Origin of the sequence: Pseudomonas sp. NPDC089758 (assembly GCF_044748705.1) — a bacterium.
GTDB classification, from domain to species: domain Bacteria; phylum Pseudomonadota; class Gammaproteobacteria; order Pseudomonadales; family Pseudomonadaceae; genus Aquipseudomonas; species Aquipseudomonas putida_X.
Genome location: NZ_JBIVGN010000018.1, coordinates 83,224 through 99,664 on the forward strand (window position 1 = coordinate 83,224; position 16,441 = coordinate 99,664).

Consider the following 16,441-nt stretch of genomic DNA (forward strand, 5'->3'; position numbering starts at 1 on the left):
ACAACAACATGACCGCCCCTTTGAGCGTTGCCAGCCTTGCCCCAGAACACGACCCACGCCCGGTGCTGATCCGCATAGAGGGCCTGAACAAGCACTATGGCGCGTTCCATGTGCTGCGCGACATCGACCTGCAGGTGCGCGAAGGTGAGCGCATCGTGCTGTGCGGCCCTTCCGGCTCCGGCAAGTCCACCTTGATCCGGTGCATCAACCGCCTGGAGATTGCCGAACAAGGCAGCATCCAGGTAGCCGGCACCGATCTGGCCGCCAACACGCGCCAGGCCGCCCAGGTACGCAGCGACATCGGCATGGTGTTCCAGCACTTCAACCTGTTTGCGCACATGAGCGTGCTCGACAACTGCCTGCTGGCCCCCACCAGCGTGCGCGGCCTGTCCCGCAAAGACGCCGAGGAGCGTGCACGGATGTATCTGCGCAAGGTCGGCATCGAAAACCAGGCGCACAAATACCCCAGCCAACTGTCCGGCGGCCAGCAGCAACGAGTGGCCATCGCCCGTGCCTTGTGCATGAAACCGCGGATCATGCTGTTCGACGAGCCAACCTCGGCGCTGGACCCGGAAATGGTCGCTGAAGTGCTGGATGTGTTGGTACAACTGGCGGGTACCGGCATGACTATGCTCTGTGTCACCCATGAAATGGGCTTTGCCAGGCAGGTTGCCGAGCGGGTGCTGTTCCTTGAAGGGGGGCAGATCATCGAAGACAGCCCGCCGCAGGTGTTCTTCAACCAGCCGCGCACGGCAAGGGCCAACAGTTTTCTGGCACAGATCCTTCATTGAGGCCACTGGCCCTTTAGTCGGCAAGCCGGCCCCCACTGTGGAAATGAGCGCTTTCAAGATCAGCGCCCTACCTGTGGGAGTCGGCTTGCCGGCGATAAGGCCAGCAAACACGGCACAAAGCCCCTTTATTGCACGGCTGCAATGACCCAACTGCGTCGTTAAATATAATTGACCTAACCCCCTGTCAAACCCTTGCCGCCTGAGGCTCGCAAGGCTTTTAGCCCCCGAATTCAGGCGCTTTAGCCCATTTCAGTCGTTTGACATATCGAACGGCTCTGGCAAGCTATCTACAAGCCCCGACCGGCATCGTCGCCTCTGACGAGCCGGCAGTGCTCGGGGCTTCAGGTAGCACACCAGGCCCCGCGCCGTGCACCTGCACAACAACGGCAGGTCGAACCTGTCATAAGGTGACATATGTCCAACAGCAACATTGGCAACAAGCAACCTTCCCTGCGCAAACCCGTCGTCCTGATGACCATGGGCAGCCAAGAGCGCAAAGGCCATGACTACCAGGTCATGACCCACAAATACATCACCCCGCTGGTCGATTTCGCCGATTGCGTCCCGGTGTTGGTGCCCACCTGCTGTGGCGTCGATGACCTGGAGACCTATCTGGACATGGCCGACGGAGTCTACCTGACCGGTGCCGGCAGCAACATCGAGCCGAGCCTGTATGGCCAGGAAAACCAGACCCCAGGCAAAGGCCAGGACGTCAACCGCGACCTGTTCGATATTCCGCTGGTCAAGGCAGCGCTCAAGCGTGGCCTGCCCATCTTCGGCATCTGCCGCGGCATGCAGGAAATCAACGTCGCCCTGGGCGGCGACATTTACCAGAAGGTTTACGCCGAACCCGGCTTCAACGACCACCGGGAAAACCCGGAAGACCCGGTCGACGTGCAATACGCTCAGGTGCATGGTGTGAAGATCAAGGCGGGCAGCTGGCTGCACGACGCCCTTGGCACCGACGAGATCCGCGTCAACTCGCTGCACGGCCAAGGCCTGCGTAACCTGGGTACCGGCATCGAGCCGATCGCCCATGCCGAAGATGGCCTGGTCGAAGCGATTCACGGCCCGAGCATTTCGCCCTTCCTGTTCGCCGTCCAGTGGCACCCGGAGTGGCAAGCGGCGAAGAATCCTGATTCGATCAAGATCTTCCGCGCCTTCGGCGAGGCCTGCCGCGCACAGGTGCGCAAATCCCAGAACAAGCGCCAACAGGCCGCCTGACCCTCAGCTTCGTTAGTTTTGATCGCGGGGCGGCGCAAGGCCGCCCCCGCTTCCCCGGTCACCCTCTGCTGGTCCCAGAACACTTCCCGTGGCTGCGGGCGGCGGGCTTGCGCCTGTCTCCGCGATCCTTTTTACCCCGCCAACTTAGAGATACGATGACTGTTTAGATAGTCGTCGTCAGACTTCTCGCGCCCTCGCCTCCAGTGCAGCCCGCGTGGCGGGACTCGCAACGCCCCGCACGGACCTCAGTCGCTATACCCGCCATCCCTCCAGCGCCCCTCGTGCTCGGAAAAATTTTGTGCAGAGGGACTAGTCATCGCAGAGGTTGTACGATAACTTACCTCCAACGCAAAACAACACCCTTCACCCAAGCGCCACAGGATGCCAATAACAATGACTCCACAAGAACTGAAATCCATCCTCTCCCACGGCCTGCTGTCTTTCCCGGTCACCGATTTCAATGCCCAGGGCGACTTCAACCAGGCGGGTTACATCAAGCGCCTGGAATGGCTTGCCCCGTACGGCGCCAGTGCCCTGTTCGCCGCCGGTGGCACCGGTGAGTTCTTCTCCCTGGCCGCCAGCGAGTACAGCCAGGTCATCAAGACTGCCGTCGATACCTGCGCCACCTCTGTACCGATCCTCGCCGGCGTCGGTGGCTCCACCCGCCAGGCCATCGAGTATGCACAGGAAGCCGAGCGCTTGGGCGCCAAGGGCTTGCTGCTGCTGCCGCACTACCTGACCGAAGCCAGCCAGGACGGCGTCGCTGCCCACGTCGAAGCGGTGTGCAAGTCGGTCAACATCGGCGTGGTGGTGTACAACCGCAACGTCTGCCGCCTGAACGCCGACCTGCTGGAAAAGCTTGCCGAACGCTGCCCGAACCTGATCGGCTACAAGGACGGCCTGGGTGACATCGAACTGATGGTGTCGATCCGTCGTCGCCTGGGTGACCGTTTCAGCTACCTGGGTGGCCTGCCGACCGCTGAGGTGTATGCTGCCGCTTACAAAGCCCTGGGCGTGCCGGTGTACTCCTCGGCGGTGTTCAACTTCATCCCGAAGACCGCGATGGACTTCTACCACGCCATCGCCCGCGACGATCACGCCACCGTTGGCAAGCTGATCGACGACTTCTTCCTGCCGTACCTGGACATCCGCAACCGCAAGGCTGGCTATGCCGTGAGCATCGTCAAGGCAGGCGCGAAGATCGCCGGTTACGACGCAGGCCCGGTGCGCACGCCGCTGACCGACCTGACCGCTGAAGAATACGAAATGCTCGCAGCTCTGATGGACAAGATGGGTCCGCAATAAGCGCACCCCGCGGCCTGCCAATGCCGCACCCGGAGTGGGCTACCCCCACTCCGACTAAAACTTGTGAGCCCGCACAAAAATAACTAGTGGGAGTATTGCCAGCATGCAAGCGACTAAAAAGACGCATGTGCGCTACCTGATCCTGTTCATGCTGTTTCTGGTGACCACGATCAACTATGCCGACCGAGCCACCATCGCCATTGCAGGCTCCAGCCTGCAGAAAGACCTCGGCATTGACGCCGTAACCCTTGGTTATATCTTCTCCGCCTTCGGATGGGCTTACGTTGCCGGCCAGATTCCTGGTGGCTGGTTGCTGGACCGCTTTGGTTCCAAGAATGTCTATGCCTTCAGCATCTTCACCTGGTCACTGTTCACCCTGTTGCAGGGTTTTGTCGGTGGCCTGCCGGTCGCCTGGGCAGTGGTTACCCTGTTCACCCTGCGCTTTCTGGTCGGCTTCGCCGAAGCGCCGTCGTTCCCGGGCAACGCCCGTATCGTCGCCGCCTGGTTCCCCACCGCAGAACGCGGCACGGCGTCGGCGATCTTCAACTCAGCGCAATACTTCGCCACCGCGCTGTTCGCCCCGATCATGGGCTGGATCGTGTTCAGCTTCGGCTGGGAGCACGTGTTCGTGGTGATGGGTGCACTGGGCATCGTGTTCTCCGCCGTTTGGCTGAAAACCATCTACAACCCGCGCCAACACCCGCGCATCAGCCCGCAGGAACTCGAGCACATCGAGCAGAACGGCGGCCTGGTGGACATGGACCAGAAGCGTGGCAACGACGGCCCGAAATGGGGCTACATCAAGCAATTGCTGACCAGCCGCATGCTGCTGGGTGTGTACCTGGGCCAGTACTGCATCAATGCCATCACCTACTTCTTCCTGACCTGGTTCCCGGTGTACCTGGTGCAGGAGCGTGGCATGACCATCCTCAAGGCGGGCATCATCGCCTCGCTGCCGGCAATCTGTGGCTTCATCGGCGGCGTGCTCGGTGGTGTGTTGTCTGACTGGCTGCTGCGCCGCGGCAACTCGCTGACCTTCTCGCGCAAGCTGCCGATCGTCTGTGGCCTGCTGCTGTCGACCACCATGGTCTTCTGCAACTATGTCGAAGCGGAATGGATGGTGGTCGGCTTCATGACCCTGGCCTTCTTCGGCAAAGGCATCGGCGCACTGGGCTGGGCCGTGGTCGCCGATACCTCGCCCAAGCAGATCGCCGGGCTGTCCGGCGGCCTGTTCAACACCTTCGGCAACATTGCGTCGATCACCACCCCGATCGTCATTGGCTACATCATCAGCGCCACCGGCTCGTTCAAGTGGGCGCTGGTGTATGTTGGCGCCAACGCCCTGGTAGCGATCTTCAGCTACCTGGTCATCGTCGGGCCGATCAAGCGTATCGAGTTGCGTGAAGGTGCAAAGCCAGACGCTGAGCCTGCCGCCCCGGGCGAACTGGCTGACGCACGTCACTGAGTGAGCACGCCCGCGGCCGGCAATGCCGGTGCGGGCGGATGTACAAAGCCTGAGAACATCACGAACAGGGCCCGAACATGCAGTTGATCGAACATTCCGACTCGCCCCGCTACGTCCGACTGCACGACGACGATAACGTCGTGGTAGTGGTCAACGACGGTGGCTTGGGTGAAGGCGCGCGCTTCCCCGATGGCCTGACCCTTGTAGAAGCCGTCCCGCAGAGCCACAAAGTGGCCACGGTCCTGATCGCCAAAGGCGAGCCAGTCAAGCGCTATGGGCAGATCATTGGTTACGCCCTGGAAGACCTGCGCCAAGGCAGTTGGGTGCAGGAAAGCCAACTGGCCATGCCGTCCGCCCCTGAACTGGACAGCCTGCCGCGCTGCGATGCAGTACCGGCGCCTCTGCCTGCGCTGGATGGCTTCACCTTCGAAGGCTACCGCAACGCTGACGGCACCGTCGGCACCCGCAACATCCTGGGCATCACCACCACCGTGCAATGTGTGACCGGTGTGCTGGAGCATGCGGTCAAGCGCATCCGCAGTGAATTGCTGCCCAAATACCCCAATGTCGATGACGTGGTCGCCCTCACCCACAGCTATGGCTGCGGCGTGGCGATCAACGCCCGTGATGCCTACATCCCGATCCGCACCGTGCGCAACCTGGCACGCAACCCCAACCTGGGTGGCGAAGCGCTGGTCATCAGCCTGGGCTGCGAGAAGCTGCAGGCCGGTCAGGTGATGCACGACAACGACCCCTCAGTGGACCTCAGCGAGCCGTGGCTGTATCGCCTGCAGGACGCCAGCCTTGGCTTTAGCGAAATGATCGAACAGATCATGGGCCTGGCCGAGACGCGCTTGCAAAAGCTCGACAAGCGCCGCCGCCAGACCGTGCCAGCTAGTGAGCTGATCCTCGGCATGCAGTGCGGCGGCAGCGATGCATTCTCCGGCATCACCGCCAACCCGGCGCTGGGCTATGCCGCCGACCTGCTGGTGCGGGCCGGCGCCACCGTGCTGTTCTCGGAAGTTACCGAAGTGCGCGACGCCATCTACATGCTGACCTCCCGCGCTGAAAACCAGGCGGTCGCCGACGCACTGGTGCGCGAGATGGACTGGTACGACCGTTACCTGCAGCAAGGTGCTGCCGACCGCAGCGCCAACACGACGCCAGGCAACAAGAAAGGCGGCCTGTCCAATATCGTCGAAAAATCCCTGGGCTCGATCGTCAAGTCCGGCAGCGGCGCCATTCAGGGCGTGCTCGGCCCAGGCGAGCGGGTGAACCGCAAAGGCCTGATCTTCTGCGCAACGCCCGCCAGCGACTTCGTCTGCGGCACGCTCCAGTTGGCGGCCGGGATGAACCTGCACGTATTCACTACGGGTCGCGGTACCCCCTACGGCCTGGCCATGGCGCCGGTGGTCAAGGTGTGCACCCGCACCGAACTGGCCCAACGCTGGCCGGACCTGATCGACATTGACGCCGGGCGCATTGCCAGCGGCCGTTCAAGCATCGAGGAACTGGGCTGGGAGTTGTTCCACTACTACCTGGACGTGGCCAGTGGCCGCAAGCAGACCTGGGCAGAACAACACCGGCTGCACAACGACATCACCCTGTTCAACCCGGCGCCAATCACCTGATGGTTCGGCCTTGCCCGGTATGCAAATGGCACGCGCCCGCCTGGGGGAGCCGGCTTGCCGGCGACGCAGGCTGTACGGTGCAGGGCACGGGCTTGGCCAGTGATCACCGGCACGCCGGCTCGCACAGGTCAGGCGCCCTTTACTGATCAACCCTTCCAAACACAGGAGCACACCATGCCTGAGATTCTTGGCCACAACTTCATCGCCGGCCAGCGCAGCGCCGCTGGCGCGCAACGCCTGCAGAGCCTGGACGCCACCACTGGCGAGGCCCTGCCCTACAGCTTCGCCCAAGCCACCGAGGCCGAGGTGGACCAGGCGGCTCAAGCGGCGGCAGCGGCCTTTGCCGAATTCCGCCAGCTGGCCCCGGCACGTCGTGCCGAGTTCCTCGACGCCATCGCTGCTGAACTGGACGAGCTGGACGACGCATTCGTCGCCGTAGTCTGCCGTGAAACCGCCTTGCCCGCAGCGCGCATCCAAGGTGAGCGAGGCCGCACCAGCGGCCAGATGCGCCTGTTCGCCCAGGTGCTGCGCCGTGGCGACTACCTTGGTGCACGCATTGACCTGGCCCTGCCTGAACGCCAGCCGCTGCCCCGCGTGGACCTGCGCCAGATGCGCATCGGCGTCGGCCCGGTCGCCGTGTTCGGCGCCAGCAACTTCCCGCTGGCCTTCTCCACCGCAGGCGGTGATACCGCGGCAGCCTTCGCCGCCGGCTGCCCGGTGGTGTTCAAGGCACACAGCGGCCACATGGCCACTGCCGACCTGGTCGCGGCGGCCATCGTTCGCGCTGCCGAACGCACCGGCATGCCCAAGGGTGTATTCAACATGGTGTTTGGCGGTGGCGTGGGTGAGTGGCTGGTCAAGCACCCGGCCATCCAGGCGGTCGGCTTCACCGGTTCGCTCAAGGGCGGGGACGCACTGTGCCGCATGGCCGCAGAGCGCCCGCAACCCATCCCGGTATTCGCCGAAATGTCGAGCATCAACCCGGTGATCATCCTCCCGGGCGCGCTGGCCAAACGTGGCGACGCCATTGCCCGCGAGCTGGCCGGCTCCGTGTGCCTGGGTGCTGGCCAGTTCTGCACCAACCCGGGCCTGGTCATCGGCCTGCAGTCGCCGCAGTTCAGCCAGTTGCTCACCGACCTCGGCCAGCACCTGGACCAGCAAGCCGGGCAGACCCTGCTCAATGCCGGTGGCTTGCGCAGCTACGTGAGCGGCCTGGAGCACCTGCAGGCCCACGCCGGCATCGAACACCTGGCAGGCCAGCCTCAGGAAGGCAGCCAGGCGCGTGCACAGCTGTTCAAGGCTGACGCCCGCTTGCTGGTGGACGCCGACCCGCTGCTGCAGGAAGAAGTGTTTGGCCCGACCACCGTTGCCGTTGAAGCCCAGGACACCGCGCAGTTGCGCGCCGCCCTGCTCGGCTTGCGTGGCCAGCTGACCGCTACGCTGATCGGTGAGCCTGAAGACTTCGAAGCATTTGCCTGGCTGGTACCGCTGCTGGAAGAAAAGGTTGGCCGCATCCTGATCAATGGCTACCCGACCGGCGTGGAAGTGTGCGATGCGATGGTCCACGGCGGGCCGTACCCAGCCACCTCCGATGCCCGCGGTACGTCCGTCGGCACCCTGGCCATCGACCGCTTCCTGCGCCCGGTGTGCTACCAGAACTATCCGCAGTCGCTACTGCCCGAGGCACTGCGTGACAACAACCCGCTGGGCCTGCGCCGCCTGGTGAATGGGCAATGGAGTGACGGCGCGCTCTGAATGCCCTGATGCGAGAAAAAGCCCCGTAGTTACGGGGCTTTCTTCTGACGCTTGCATTGGATTTACAGGCCCTATCGCCGGCAAGCCGGCTCCCACAGGTACCGCGCTGCCCTCAGGCCCCGCGCAAATTAAATGGGAACCTGTCTTGCTCAACTGCTAAAAGCTGACGCAAATCTCTGTGGGAGCCGGCTTGCCGGCGATGGGGCCGGCACAGCCAGCCGCGCTATCAAACCCCTTGCGCTTCAGCTTCCGCATGCGCCTGACGCAACCGCTCCCGGCTGTTGCTCAGGTGCATGCGCATGGCCATCTTGGCCCCTTCACTGTCGCTGCGGGCGATGGCTTCGTAGATCGCCTCGTGCTCGTGCATCAACCGGCTCATGTAGTGGGCCTGGTCATCATGCGCCAGACGCGCCGAGTTGAGCCGGGTACGCGGGATGATGCTGGTACCGAGATGGTTGATGATATCGGCGAAGTAATGGTTGCCGCTGGCCTGGGCGATACGCAGGTGGAACTGGAAGTCCGCCGACACCGCATCCGTGGCATGGGCGGCGCCCTCGTTGAGTTCGTCCAGCGCCGCGCGCATACCTGCCAGCTCTTCTTCGCTGCGCCGTTGCGCCGCCAGGCCTGCCGACTCGATCTCCAGGGCGATGCGCAGCTCCAGTACCGCCAGCACCTCACGCAGCGTGACCACGGTGGCCGGGTCGATGCGGAAGCCGCCCGTGGCAGGCGTATCCAGCACAAAGGTGCCGATGCCATGGCGGGTCTCGACCTGCCCGGCCGCCTGCAGCCGCGAGATCGCCTCACGCACCACGGTGCGGCTCACGCCCTCCTCGGCCATGATCTGCGACTCGGTCGGCAGCTTGTCGCCACGCTTTAGCTGGCCGCTACGGATACGCTCGGTCAGCACCGTGACCAGTTCCTGGGCCAGACTGCGCGGCTTGCGCCGGGTCTTTGCCTGTACCTGTTGCTCTGTCATGCCCTGTTTTTCACCTTGAAAGACAGCCGCCATGATAGCGCAAGCAGTTGTACGATCACATCCATCCGACGCGGTATTTATAGACGCAATGCGCCCTGCACAAAGGGCGTCGGAATTTAGCAGCGCAGCAACGGACCTAACCGCGAAGGAGCCAGGACAGACGGCAGACATCCCGGTACTGTATAGGCATCGATTGGTCACTCCATGGAAGGAAAACCGCTGATGAAAACCTTCGATCGCTGCCTGCTCTGCTGCGGGCTGATCATTCCGTCCTGGCTGCTGCTTGGCGTTTGCTTCACCGCCCAAGCCTACCCCGGCTACGACCATCTGCAGCAGGCCATGAGCCAGTTGGGCGCAGTGGGCGCCCCAACCCAACGCTGGTCACCCCTGCTCAACAACTTCCCCCTCGCGGTGCTGTTTACCCTGTTCGCCTGGGGCCTGGCGCGGCGCTGGCGTGGCTCGAAGCTCGCCCTGGCCAGCGCTGCACTGGTACTGCTGCATGGGCTCGCTAGCGCCGGCACCGGTTGGTTTGCATGCGATCAGGGTTGTGCGCCTGCGCAACCTTCCCTGTCGCAGCAACTGCACAACCTCTTCGGCTTGATCATGTTTCTCTCGTTGACCCTGGCCAGTGCGCTGTGGGCATGGGCCGGGAAACGCGTGGCCGGCTCACCCGCGCTGGGGGTCTTTTCAGTGGCTTGTGTGGTAACTGCGATCGCCACTGCCGCCCTGATGGCCAAAGCGGCGCAGGACGGGCAGTTGTTCGGCCTGTACCAAAGGCTGAACTATGGCGCCTCGGTGATCTGGGTCGCCGGGCTTGCGCTGTATAGCCTGCGCCCCACACTGGCAAATCGCCTGCGCATCGCCACCACTTGACCCTAAACGTACTGGCCCCCAGGCATCTGAAGCGAAGGCAAACTCCGTTCTTCTTCAGATGCTTAGGACAGCAACATGCGAGTATTTCTAGCAACGGTGGCCGGCTGCCTGCTGGCCACGACTGCCTTCGGCGCCCAGGCCAGAGCGCTGAGCCAGAACGACCGCCATGTATGTAGCTGGGGCTCGCAGATCGCCGCCGAGGCCCAGCGGGCCAAGCTTTCCGGCGTGACCTTGTATGCCACGCGCAAGAAACTGCAGGTACGCCGGTTCGCCAAGCCGTGGATGCGCATGACCGCCTTTGGCATCACCGAACAGACCTACAACAGCCGCTCGCGGTTAAAGCCGGCAGCCATCAAGCAAACCTACTACGAACAATGCGTACACCACGCAGTCGCAAAACGTTAAAGCCTTATTAATCATATAGTTGAACGATTAATCTCATAAAGAACCTGAGACAATTCAAGCTCAGGCGGCCCCACCTTGCACGCCTCTTGACCGCAGTGTTCCCACACGATGAAGGTCGAACCAGACAGATCCCGGCCGCCAAATGCCGGCGAGCAGGGCCACACTGTTTTCAACAACCCGTCAGCGCCGCTGGCCGGCGCTCACCGGCAAAGAAGAACGGGCGCAGGCGCACGCCAATCATGTTCCCGGTGTAGGCCGCGACCAGCCACAGCCAGCCATGCACGCTACCCGAAGCGATGCCGCTGAAGTACGCGCCAATGTTGCAGCCGTAGGCCAGACGCGAACCGTAGCCGAGCAGCAGGCCACCGAGCACTGCGGCGATCAGCGAGCGCAGCGGGATGTTCAGGCTCGGCGCAAAACGCCCCGCCAGGCCAGCCGCCAGCAGCGCACCCAACACGATGCCAAGGTCCATGACGGTGGTCACGTCTTGCCACAGCGGCGCTGCCAGCGCCTTGGCGTTGGCCGGGGCCTGCCAGAACACCCAACTGCCGACGTCCACCCCAAGGCTGGAAAGGGTCTTGGCGCCCCACAAGGCAAAAGCGGAGGTAATGCCCCACGGGCGGCCTGCCAGGGCCAGGGTGGCGTAGTTCAGCAAGGCCAGGGCCACAGCCCCCCACAGCAACGGCCACGGGCCACGCAGGAAGCGGCGCAGGCCTTGGTGCTCACTGCTTACGGGTGCTTCGAGGGCGCCATGGCGGCGTTTTTCCAGTACCACCGTCGCCCAGGCAATCAGCGCGAATACCGCCACGCTGACCAGTAGCGCCGGCGCGACGCCCCAGGCATGGACGATCGAGGTGGCCGGCAACGATGGCAAGGCGAACCACCAGTCGGCATGGTGCGTGGCCGTGACCGAGCCAATGATGAAGAACAGCAGCGTCACCAGCATTCTGGCGTTGCCGCCACCAACGGTGAACAGCGTGCCCGAGGCACACCCGCCGCCCAGTTGCATGCCGATGCCGAAGATGAAAGCGCCAAACACCACAGACACCCCGGCTGGCGCCACCAGCCCGGTGACTGGGTTGCCAAACAGGCTGCCAGCCGACAATGCCGGGAAGAACAGCAGTACGGCCAGGGCCAACATGACCATCTGCGCACGCAGGCCGGCACCTCGTCGTTCGGTGATGAATACGCGCCAGGCCGACGTGAAGCCGAACGCTGCGTGGTAAAGCGTCAGCCCCAGCGCGGCGCCAAGGATCAGCAGCAAGACCTGCTTGAAACCGGCATTGAGATTGAGGAACCAGGCACCGGCCAGCAACAGGGCCAAGGCAATCAGGGGGGCGCGCAGACGGCGCGGTTCGGGTGTGGCGGTTGCGGAAAGACCCATTGGAATGCTCGGATTACTGTAAAACGGGCGGCGATTATAGCGCCGGAGATTGCTCGATGCTGCTTTGGCTGGCGTTTATCGCTGCCGGCGGGGCCTAGCCGCTCAGCACTGCGCACATCTGTTAGGCTGATACGAAGCCCCCAAATACCCCACTGGCCATTCGCACCATGGATGAACTGCGCAAGATCGACCTTAACCTGCTGCTGGCCCTGCATGCGCTGCTCAGCGAAAAACATGTGACGCGCGCTGCCATCCGCCTGCACCGTAGCCAACCGGCAGTCAGCCATGCACTGGCACAACTGCGCGCGCATTTCGACGACCCACTGCTGATCCGCCAGAACGGTCACATGGCCCTGACCGCACGCGCCCAGTCCCTCATCAAACCTTTGCAGGACGCGCTGGGCAGCCTCAACAGCCTGCTGGCCACACCTCGCTTCGACCCCGCTCAGGCCCAGCGCAGGTTCCGCCTGTCGTTGTCCGATTACGCCTCACGGCTCATCCTGCCGCCCTTGGTCCGCCACCTGCGTCAGGGGGCACCGGGCGTGGACCTGGCCATCAGCCAGGCCAGCCGCGAGGCGATGATGGCGCAGTTGCTCGATGGCGAACTCGACCTCGCCTTGGGCATCTTCCCCGAACTGCCTCAAGGCATTACCGCGCAAACACTGTTCGAGGACAGCTTCGTCAGCATTGCCGACCGTCAGGTATTGCCGGGCAAAGGCGGCCTTGCGCTGGAGGACTGGCTGGCACGGCCGCACGTGCTCATGGCCATGCGCCCGGACGCCCACGACGAGATCGAGCGCGCACTGGGTGAACGGGGCCTGCGCCGGCGCATCGCCTTGGCGCTGCCGCACTGGAGCGCCGCCGTCGACGTGCTCGCCGGCACTGACCTGATCCTCACCGTGGCCAAGCGCGCAGTGGGCCCGATGCGGCCACACAAGGCCCTGCGCCAGTTCGCACCCCCCTTGCCAATCCCGAACCTGGCCTATCAACAGGCCTGGCACACTCGAAAAGACAGCGATCCGGGGCATCGCTGGCTGCGGGAGACCGTCTGGGCTTGTTGCCAGCCCGGCCGCTGATCATCCTTCGGGCTGTTTGACGCTGGCCGCTGTGGCAGACACAGGGCTGGCGGCCCAGGTGCTCTGCACCAGGAACACCCCAACGAGGATCAGCACCACCCCCGCAAGCCTAGGCAGGCTCACCGGTTTGCTGGCAACGCCCATCAGGCCGAAATGGTCGACAATCACCGACGTGAGGATCTGCCCGGCCACCACCAGCACCAGAAAGCCTGCGGCGCCGAGCTTGGGGGTCAAGGCGGCGGCAGCGGCGACGTACAGGGCGCCAAGCACGCCGCCGATCCACAGCCACCATGGGCCTTGCACTGCCTTGCCCAGGTCGGGCAGCGGTACCCGCAGGATCAGCAAGGCCGCGATGACCACCACCGAACTGACCGTCAATGACGTGAAGGCGCCCCAAAGCCAGTGCCCGAGCGCACGGCCGACGGCAGCGTTGCTGGCGGCCTGGTAGGGCAGCACGACCCCGGCGAGCAGCGCCAACAGCAAGGGAAGGAAAGCGATAAGCAGGGCCTTGTTAGGCATGGATGTACTCTTCTGAAGACAGGGTTGGTACATCATCTGCAAATCGACCGGCGTTATGGAAATCGAAATCCTGCACTCAGGTTATTCGCCACATGGATGATGGATACTGATCAATGATGCCGGCCCGGTGCTAGGCTCGCCCTGACTGGGCCGGCGATAGGTCAGCGGGATGTCTCGACCCGAAGTACTTCGGTGTAGATCGCATCGACCGTCTGGTCGACCTTGAGGTTTTTCATGCGTGCCTGCAGTTCAGGGTCCTCGACCTTGACCACCTGCAACTTGCCTTGCGGCGGTAGCAGGCTCACCTCATGGGTCTTGAGGTCGATCTTCTTGATCTGCGACGTTACCCGCACCTGGCGGAATGCCTCACCGCCCGGGTTGGGGTTGGCCATGGTGGCGCGGATGGTTCCCGACTCATCGCTGGCTTTGGGCGCCCCGCCCACCTCAGTGTTCAGCACATAGGCCACTGCACGGGTCACATAGATATCGACCTGGTCACCGACTTTGAGGTTGGGCAGCGCCTTGGCGTTTTCGCTGAGCTGGAACGTCACGTCCTTGTCGTGCGGGCCTTTGACGGTAACCTGCCGGTTGGCCTGGTCTATGGCCGTGACCTGTGTGGTCACATGGCTTTCCAGTGCTTCACTGGCGATCGGTATATCGGCAGCCTGCACCGTTAAACTGGCGGTACCCACGAGCGTGGCAAGCGCAACGGCGCGAGCGAGTGTGCAAAGAGCATTCATAGGCCTGCTTCCTTGTAATCGACACAAGATTGGCGCGTGAACGCTTCACGCGCCGCTCCTACACCATAGCTGGACTTACCGATTGCGCGTGACCCGCCAGACGGTATTGGCCAGGTCGTCCGCGATGATCAGCGCACCCCGTGGATCGACCGTCACCCCGACCGGCCGGCCGCGGGTCTTACCATCCTCGGCCCGGAAGCCGGTGGCGAAGTCGATCGGTTCGCCGGCAGGCTTGCCATTGCTGAATGGGACGAAAATCACCTTGTAGCCCACAGGGTTTGGCCGGTTCCAACTGCCGTGCTCGCCCACGAACACCCCGTCGGCAAAGCGCTTGCCCATGGCCGGTATGGAAAAGTCCACGCCCAGCGCGGCCACATGCGAACCGAGGCTGTAATCGGGCTTGATCGCGGCGGCCACCTTGTCCGGATTCTGCGGTTTGACCCGCTCATCGACATTCTGCCCCCAGTAGCTATAGGGCCAGCCATAGAAGCCACCCTCACGCACCGAGGTGAGATAGTCCGGCACCAGGTCCGGGCCGAGTTCATCGCGCTCGTTGACCACGGTCCACAGCTGCCCGCTGCCAGGCTGGATGGCCAGCGCCGTTGGGTTGCGCAAGCCGGTGGCGTAGGGTTTGTGGGCGCCGGTGGCTGCGTCGACCTGCCAGACCATGGCGCGGTCGATCTCCGCTTCCATGCCCCGCTCGGTGATATTGCTGTTCGACCCGATACCCACGTACAGATAACGGCCATCGGGGCTGATGGTCAGCGCCTTGGTCCAGTGGTGATTGATCTCGGCCGGCAGGTCGGTGACCTTGGTCGGCGGGTTGGCGGCCTTGGTCTGGCCGTCCTGGTAGTCGAAACGCACCAGAGCGTCCTGGTTGGCCACGTACAGCTTGCCATCAGCAAACGCCAGGCCATACGGCGCGTTGAGGTTTTCGGCAAACACCGTCTGCACCTCGTAGGTGCCATCGCCGTCGGCGTCCCGCAGCAGTGTCAGGCGGTTGCCACCCTTGACCTGCGTATTGCCCTTGGCCTTGATCTGGCTGGCGATGACGTCCTTGGGCTTGAGCTTGGCTGCACTGCCGCCGCGGCCCTCAGCCACCAGGATGTCACCGTTGGGCAATACCAGGCTCTGGCGCGGGATTTTCAGGTCAGTGGCGATGGCGGTGATGCTGTAACCCTCAGGCACGGTCGGCTTCTGCTCGCCCCAGTGTGCCGGCTCGGCGATCTTCATGTTCGGCAGCAGGCCACGCTCGGGGGCCGGCAGTTTCGGGTCGGGGCCCAGGGCCTGGGTCGCCTCGCCGTCCCCACCGCAGGCGCTCAACAGCAGCGCTACACTCAAAACAGGCAATGCATGCAAAGGTTTCATGCCGCACCTCCCGAACGCAGGTTGCTCATGCCCAGCCAGGCCGCCACGCAGGCCAGCACGGTGACGATCAGAGACAACACCAGGCCCCCAGGCATCACTGCCCAGGCATCCTTGGCGTGCTCGAACGCATTGATCAGGCCCAGTACCCAAGTCACCAGCAACAGCAGAAAGTACAGTGTCGTCCGCCCGCCCTTGCGCTCGGCGCGCACCAGGTTGGCCAGCGCGAACAGCAACGTCAGGCCACAGAACAGCAGGCCGCCGGCAATCAACCAGGAGGCGAAGTTACTCCACTGGATCTGGTAGCTCTTGAAATAGGCTATGTCACTCAGCAATGCGCCAAGAAACAGCGGCACCGTGCCGGCCAGCAGGATTGCATGCAACGGGCTGGGCGTGCAGCGGTAGAGGGTTTGCTCGGTAGCGGTCACGGCGCCTCCTTACTCAGTCAGTGACCAGGGCTGGCGGACAGGCGCGAGTGCTCGGTCCGTCAGGCGTGCGCGGGGTGCGCTTAGCAAAGGATCACCTTGACGTCCGGTTAGTTCACCGCTTGGCTTGATAGAAACATCCTGAAAGATTTCACCCCTTACCACAGGAGGCAAATGGCATGAGCGCTGATACAGCACGACCGTATGCGTTGTGGGCCGCACATGCCCTGCTTGGCCTGAGCCTTACGCTGGCGGGCGGATGTTCGAACAAACAGAGCCAGGCTCGCTACCAGATAGCGCCCTTGGGCTCGAACTGTTTCGCCAAGGCCGTGCCCACCCTGGGAGAAGGCGGCCTGGCGTGGGGCGATACCTTGAGCATGGCCCGACACAAGTCGATGAACAATTGCATCCGCTACGCCGGCCGGTCCGGCGGAACGCCCAAGACCTGCCAGGTGGTCATGGCCAAGTGCAAGAACTAGCACAGGCGCAAAGCGGCAGGTCGAGCGC

At 63.4% G+C, this 16,441-nt stretch carries 16 protein-coding genes; 10 read left to right on the top strand and 6 right to left on the bottom strand.

Annotated features, from left to right (window positions below; translation table 11 throughout):
* The first annotated feature begins 8 nt into the window (after positions 1-8).
* The 6 genes from ACIPZH_RS21680 to ACIPZH_RS21705 all read left to right on the top strand — a co-directional run bounded on the left by ACIPZH_RS21680 (position 9) and on the right by ACIPZH_RS21705 (position 8,171).
* The gene (locus tag ACIPZH_RS21680; RefSeq protein ID WP_277818029.1) at positions 9-791 is read left to right on the top strand and encodes an amino acid ABC transporter ATP-binding protein; all 783 of its coding nucleotides are present in this window, start codon (positions 9-11) and stop codon (positions 789-791) included.
* Between the two features lie 414 nt (positions 792-1,205).
* Complete coding sequence (locus ACIPZH_RS21685; RefSeq protein ID WP_400637776.1) at positions 1,206-2,015, top strand: gamma-glutamyl-gamma-aminobutyrate hydrolase family protein; 810 nt, start codon at positions 1,206-1,208, stop codon at positions 2,013-2,015.
* 393 nt (positions 2,016-2,408) lie between these two features.
* Positions 2,409-3,320 carry a 5-dehydro-4-deoxyglucarate dehydratase gene (gene kdgD, locus ACIPZH_RS21690; RefSeq protein ID WP_241803573.1) on the top strand — a complete coding sequence of 304 codons (912 nt, stop codon included), beginning with the start codon at positions 2,409-2,411 and terminating at the stop codon, positions 3,318-3,320.
* A gap of 103 nt (positions 3,321-3,423) precedes the next feature.
* Positions 3,424-4,785 (top strand): MFS transporter, encoded by a 1,362-nt coding sequence (locus ACIPZH_RS21695; RefSeq protein WP_241803574.1) that lies wholly within the window; start codon positions 3,424-3,426, stop codon positions 4,783-4,785.
* Positions 4,786-4,862: 77 nt separating this feature from the next.
* Positions 4,863-6,416, top strand: a complete 1,554-nt coding sequence (gene garD, locus ACIPZH_RS21700) for a galactarate dehydratase (RefSeq protein WP_267816236.1) — start codon at positions 4,863-4,865, stop codon at positions 6,414-6,416.
* 174 nt (positions 6,417-6,590) lie between these two features.
* Positions 6,591-8,171, top strand: a complete 1,581-nt coding sequence (locus tag ACIPZH_RS21705) for an aldehyde dehydrogenase (NADP(+)) (RefSeq protein WP_400637777.1) — start codon at positions 6,591-6,593, stop codon at positions 8,169-8,171.
* A 226-nt stretch (positions 8,172-8,397) separates the two neighbouring features.
* Here ACIPZH_RS21705 and ACIPZH_RS21710 read toward each other — a convergent pair whose 3' ends face one another.
* Positions 8,398-9,147, bottom strand: coding sequence for a FadR/GntR family transcriptional regulator (locus tag ACIPZH_RS21710; protein WP_241803577.1), 750 nt, complete (start codon positions 9,145-9,147; stop codon positions 8,398-8,400).
* Between the two features lie 222 nt (positions 9,148-9,369).
* On the opposite strand from ACIPZH_RS21710, the gene ACIPZH_RS21715 reads away from it, so the two are divergent.
* Together ACIPZH_RS21715 and ACIPZH_RS21720 are read left to right on the top strand one after the other, a co-directional pair.
* The gene (locus ACIPZH_RS21715) at positions 9,370-10,020 is read left to right on the top strand and encodes a DUF998 domain-containing protein (RefSeq protein WP_400637779.1); all 651 of its coding nucleotides are present in this window, start codon (positions 9,370-9,372) and stop codon (positions 10,018-10,020) included.
* 75 nt (positions 10,021-10,095) lie between these two features.
* Positions 10,096-10,425: a hypothetical protein gene (locus ACIPZH_RS21720; protein ID WP_267816244.1), complete on the top strand. Its 330-nt coding sequence runs from the start codon at positions 10,096-10,098 to the stop codon at positions 10,423-10,425.
* A gap of 169 nt (positions 10,426-10,594) precedes the next feature.
* Here the strand turns inward: ACIPZH_RS21720 and ACIPZH_RS21725 are convergent, their stop codons facing one another.
* Positions 10,595-11,809 (bottom strand): YeeE/YedE family protein, encoded by a 1,215-nt coding sequence (locus tag ACIPZH_RS21725; RefSeq protein WP_400637781.1) that lies wholly within the window; start codon positions 11,807-11,809, stop codon positions 10,595-10,597.
* 167 nt (positions 11,810-11,976) lie between these two features.
* On the opposite strand from ACIPZH_RS21725, the gene ACIPZH_RS21730 reads away from it, so the two are divergent.
* Positions 11,977-12,885, top strand: coding sequence for a LysR family transcriptional regulator (locus ACIPZH_RS21730; protein WP_400637782.1), 909 nt, complete (start codon positions 11,977-11,979; stop codon positions 12,883-12,885).
* Here ACIPZH_RS21730 and ACIPZH_RS21735 read toward each other — a convergent pair whose 3' ends face one another.
* The 4 genes from ACIPZH_RS21735 to ACIPZH_RS21750 all read right to left on the bottom strand — a co-directional run bounded on the left by ACIPZH_RS21735 (position 12,886) and on the right by ACIPZH_RS21750 (position 15,937).
* The gene (locus ACIPZH_RS21735) at positions 12,886-13,404 is read right to left on the bottom strand and encodes a DMT family transporter (RefSeq protein WP_400637784.1); all 519 of its coding nucleotides are present in this window, start codon (positions 13,402-13,404) and stop codon (positions 12,886-12,888) included.
* A 161-nt stretch (positions 13,405-13,565) separates the two neighbouring features.
* Positions 13,566-14,144, bottom strand: a complete 579-nt coding sequence (locus ACIPZH_RS21740; protein ID WP_400637785.1) for a hypothetical protein — start codon at positions 14,142-14,144, stop codon at positions 13,566-13,568.
* A gap of 75 nt (positions 14,145-14,219) precedes the next feature.
* Complete coding sequence (locus ACIPZH_RS21745; RefSeq protein ID WP_400637787.1) at positions 14,220-15,512, bottom strand: PQQ-dependent sugar dehydrogenase; 1,293 nt, start codon at positions 15,510-15,512, stop codon at positions 14,220-14,222.
* On the bottom strand, positions 15,509-15,937 hold the full coding sequence (locus ACIPZH_RS21750; RefSeq protein WP_400637788.1) for a DUF2231 domain-containing protein: 429 nt from the start codon (positions 15,935-15,937) through the stop codon (positions 15,509-15,511). Before ACIPZH_RS21750 ends, ACIPZH_RS21745 begins: the two co-directional genes overlap by 4 nt.
* Positions 15,938-16,113: 176 nt before the next feature.
* Between ACIPZH_RS21750 and ACIPZH_RS21755 the strand changes: the two genes are divergently transcribed.
* The gene (locus tag ACIPZH_RS21755) at positions 16,114-16,413 is read left to right on the top strand and encodes a hypothetical protein (RefSeq protein ID WP_400637789.1); all 300 of its coding nucleotides are present in this window, start codon (positions 16,114-16,116) and stop codon (positions 16,411-16,413) included.
* Positions 16,414-16,441: the final 28 nt, after the last annotated feature.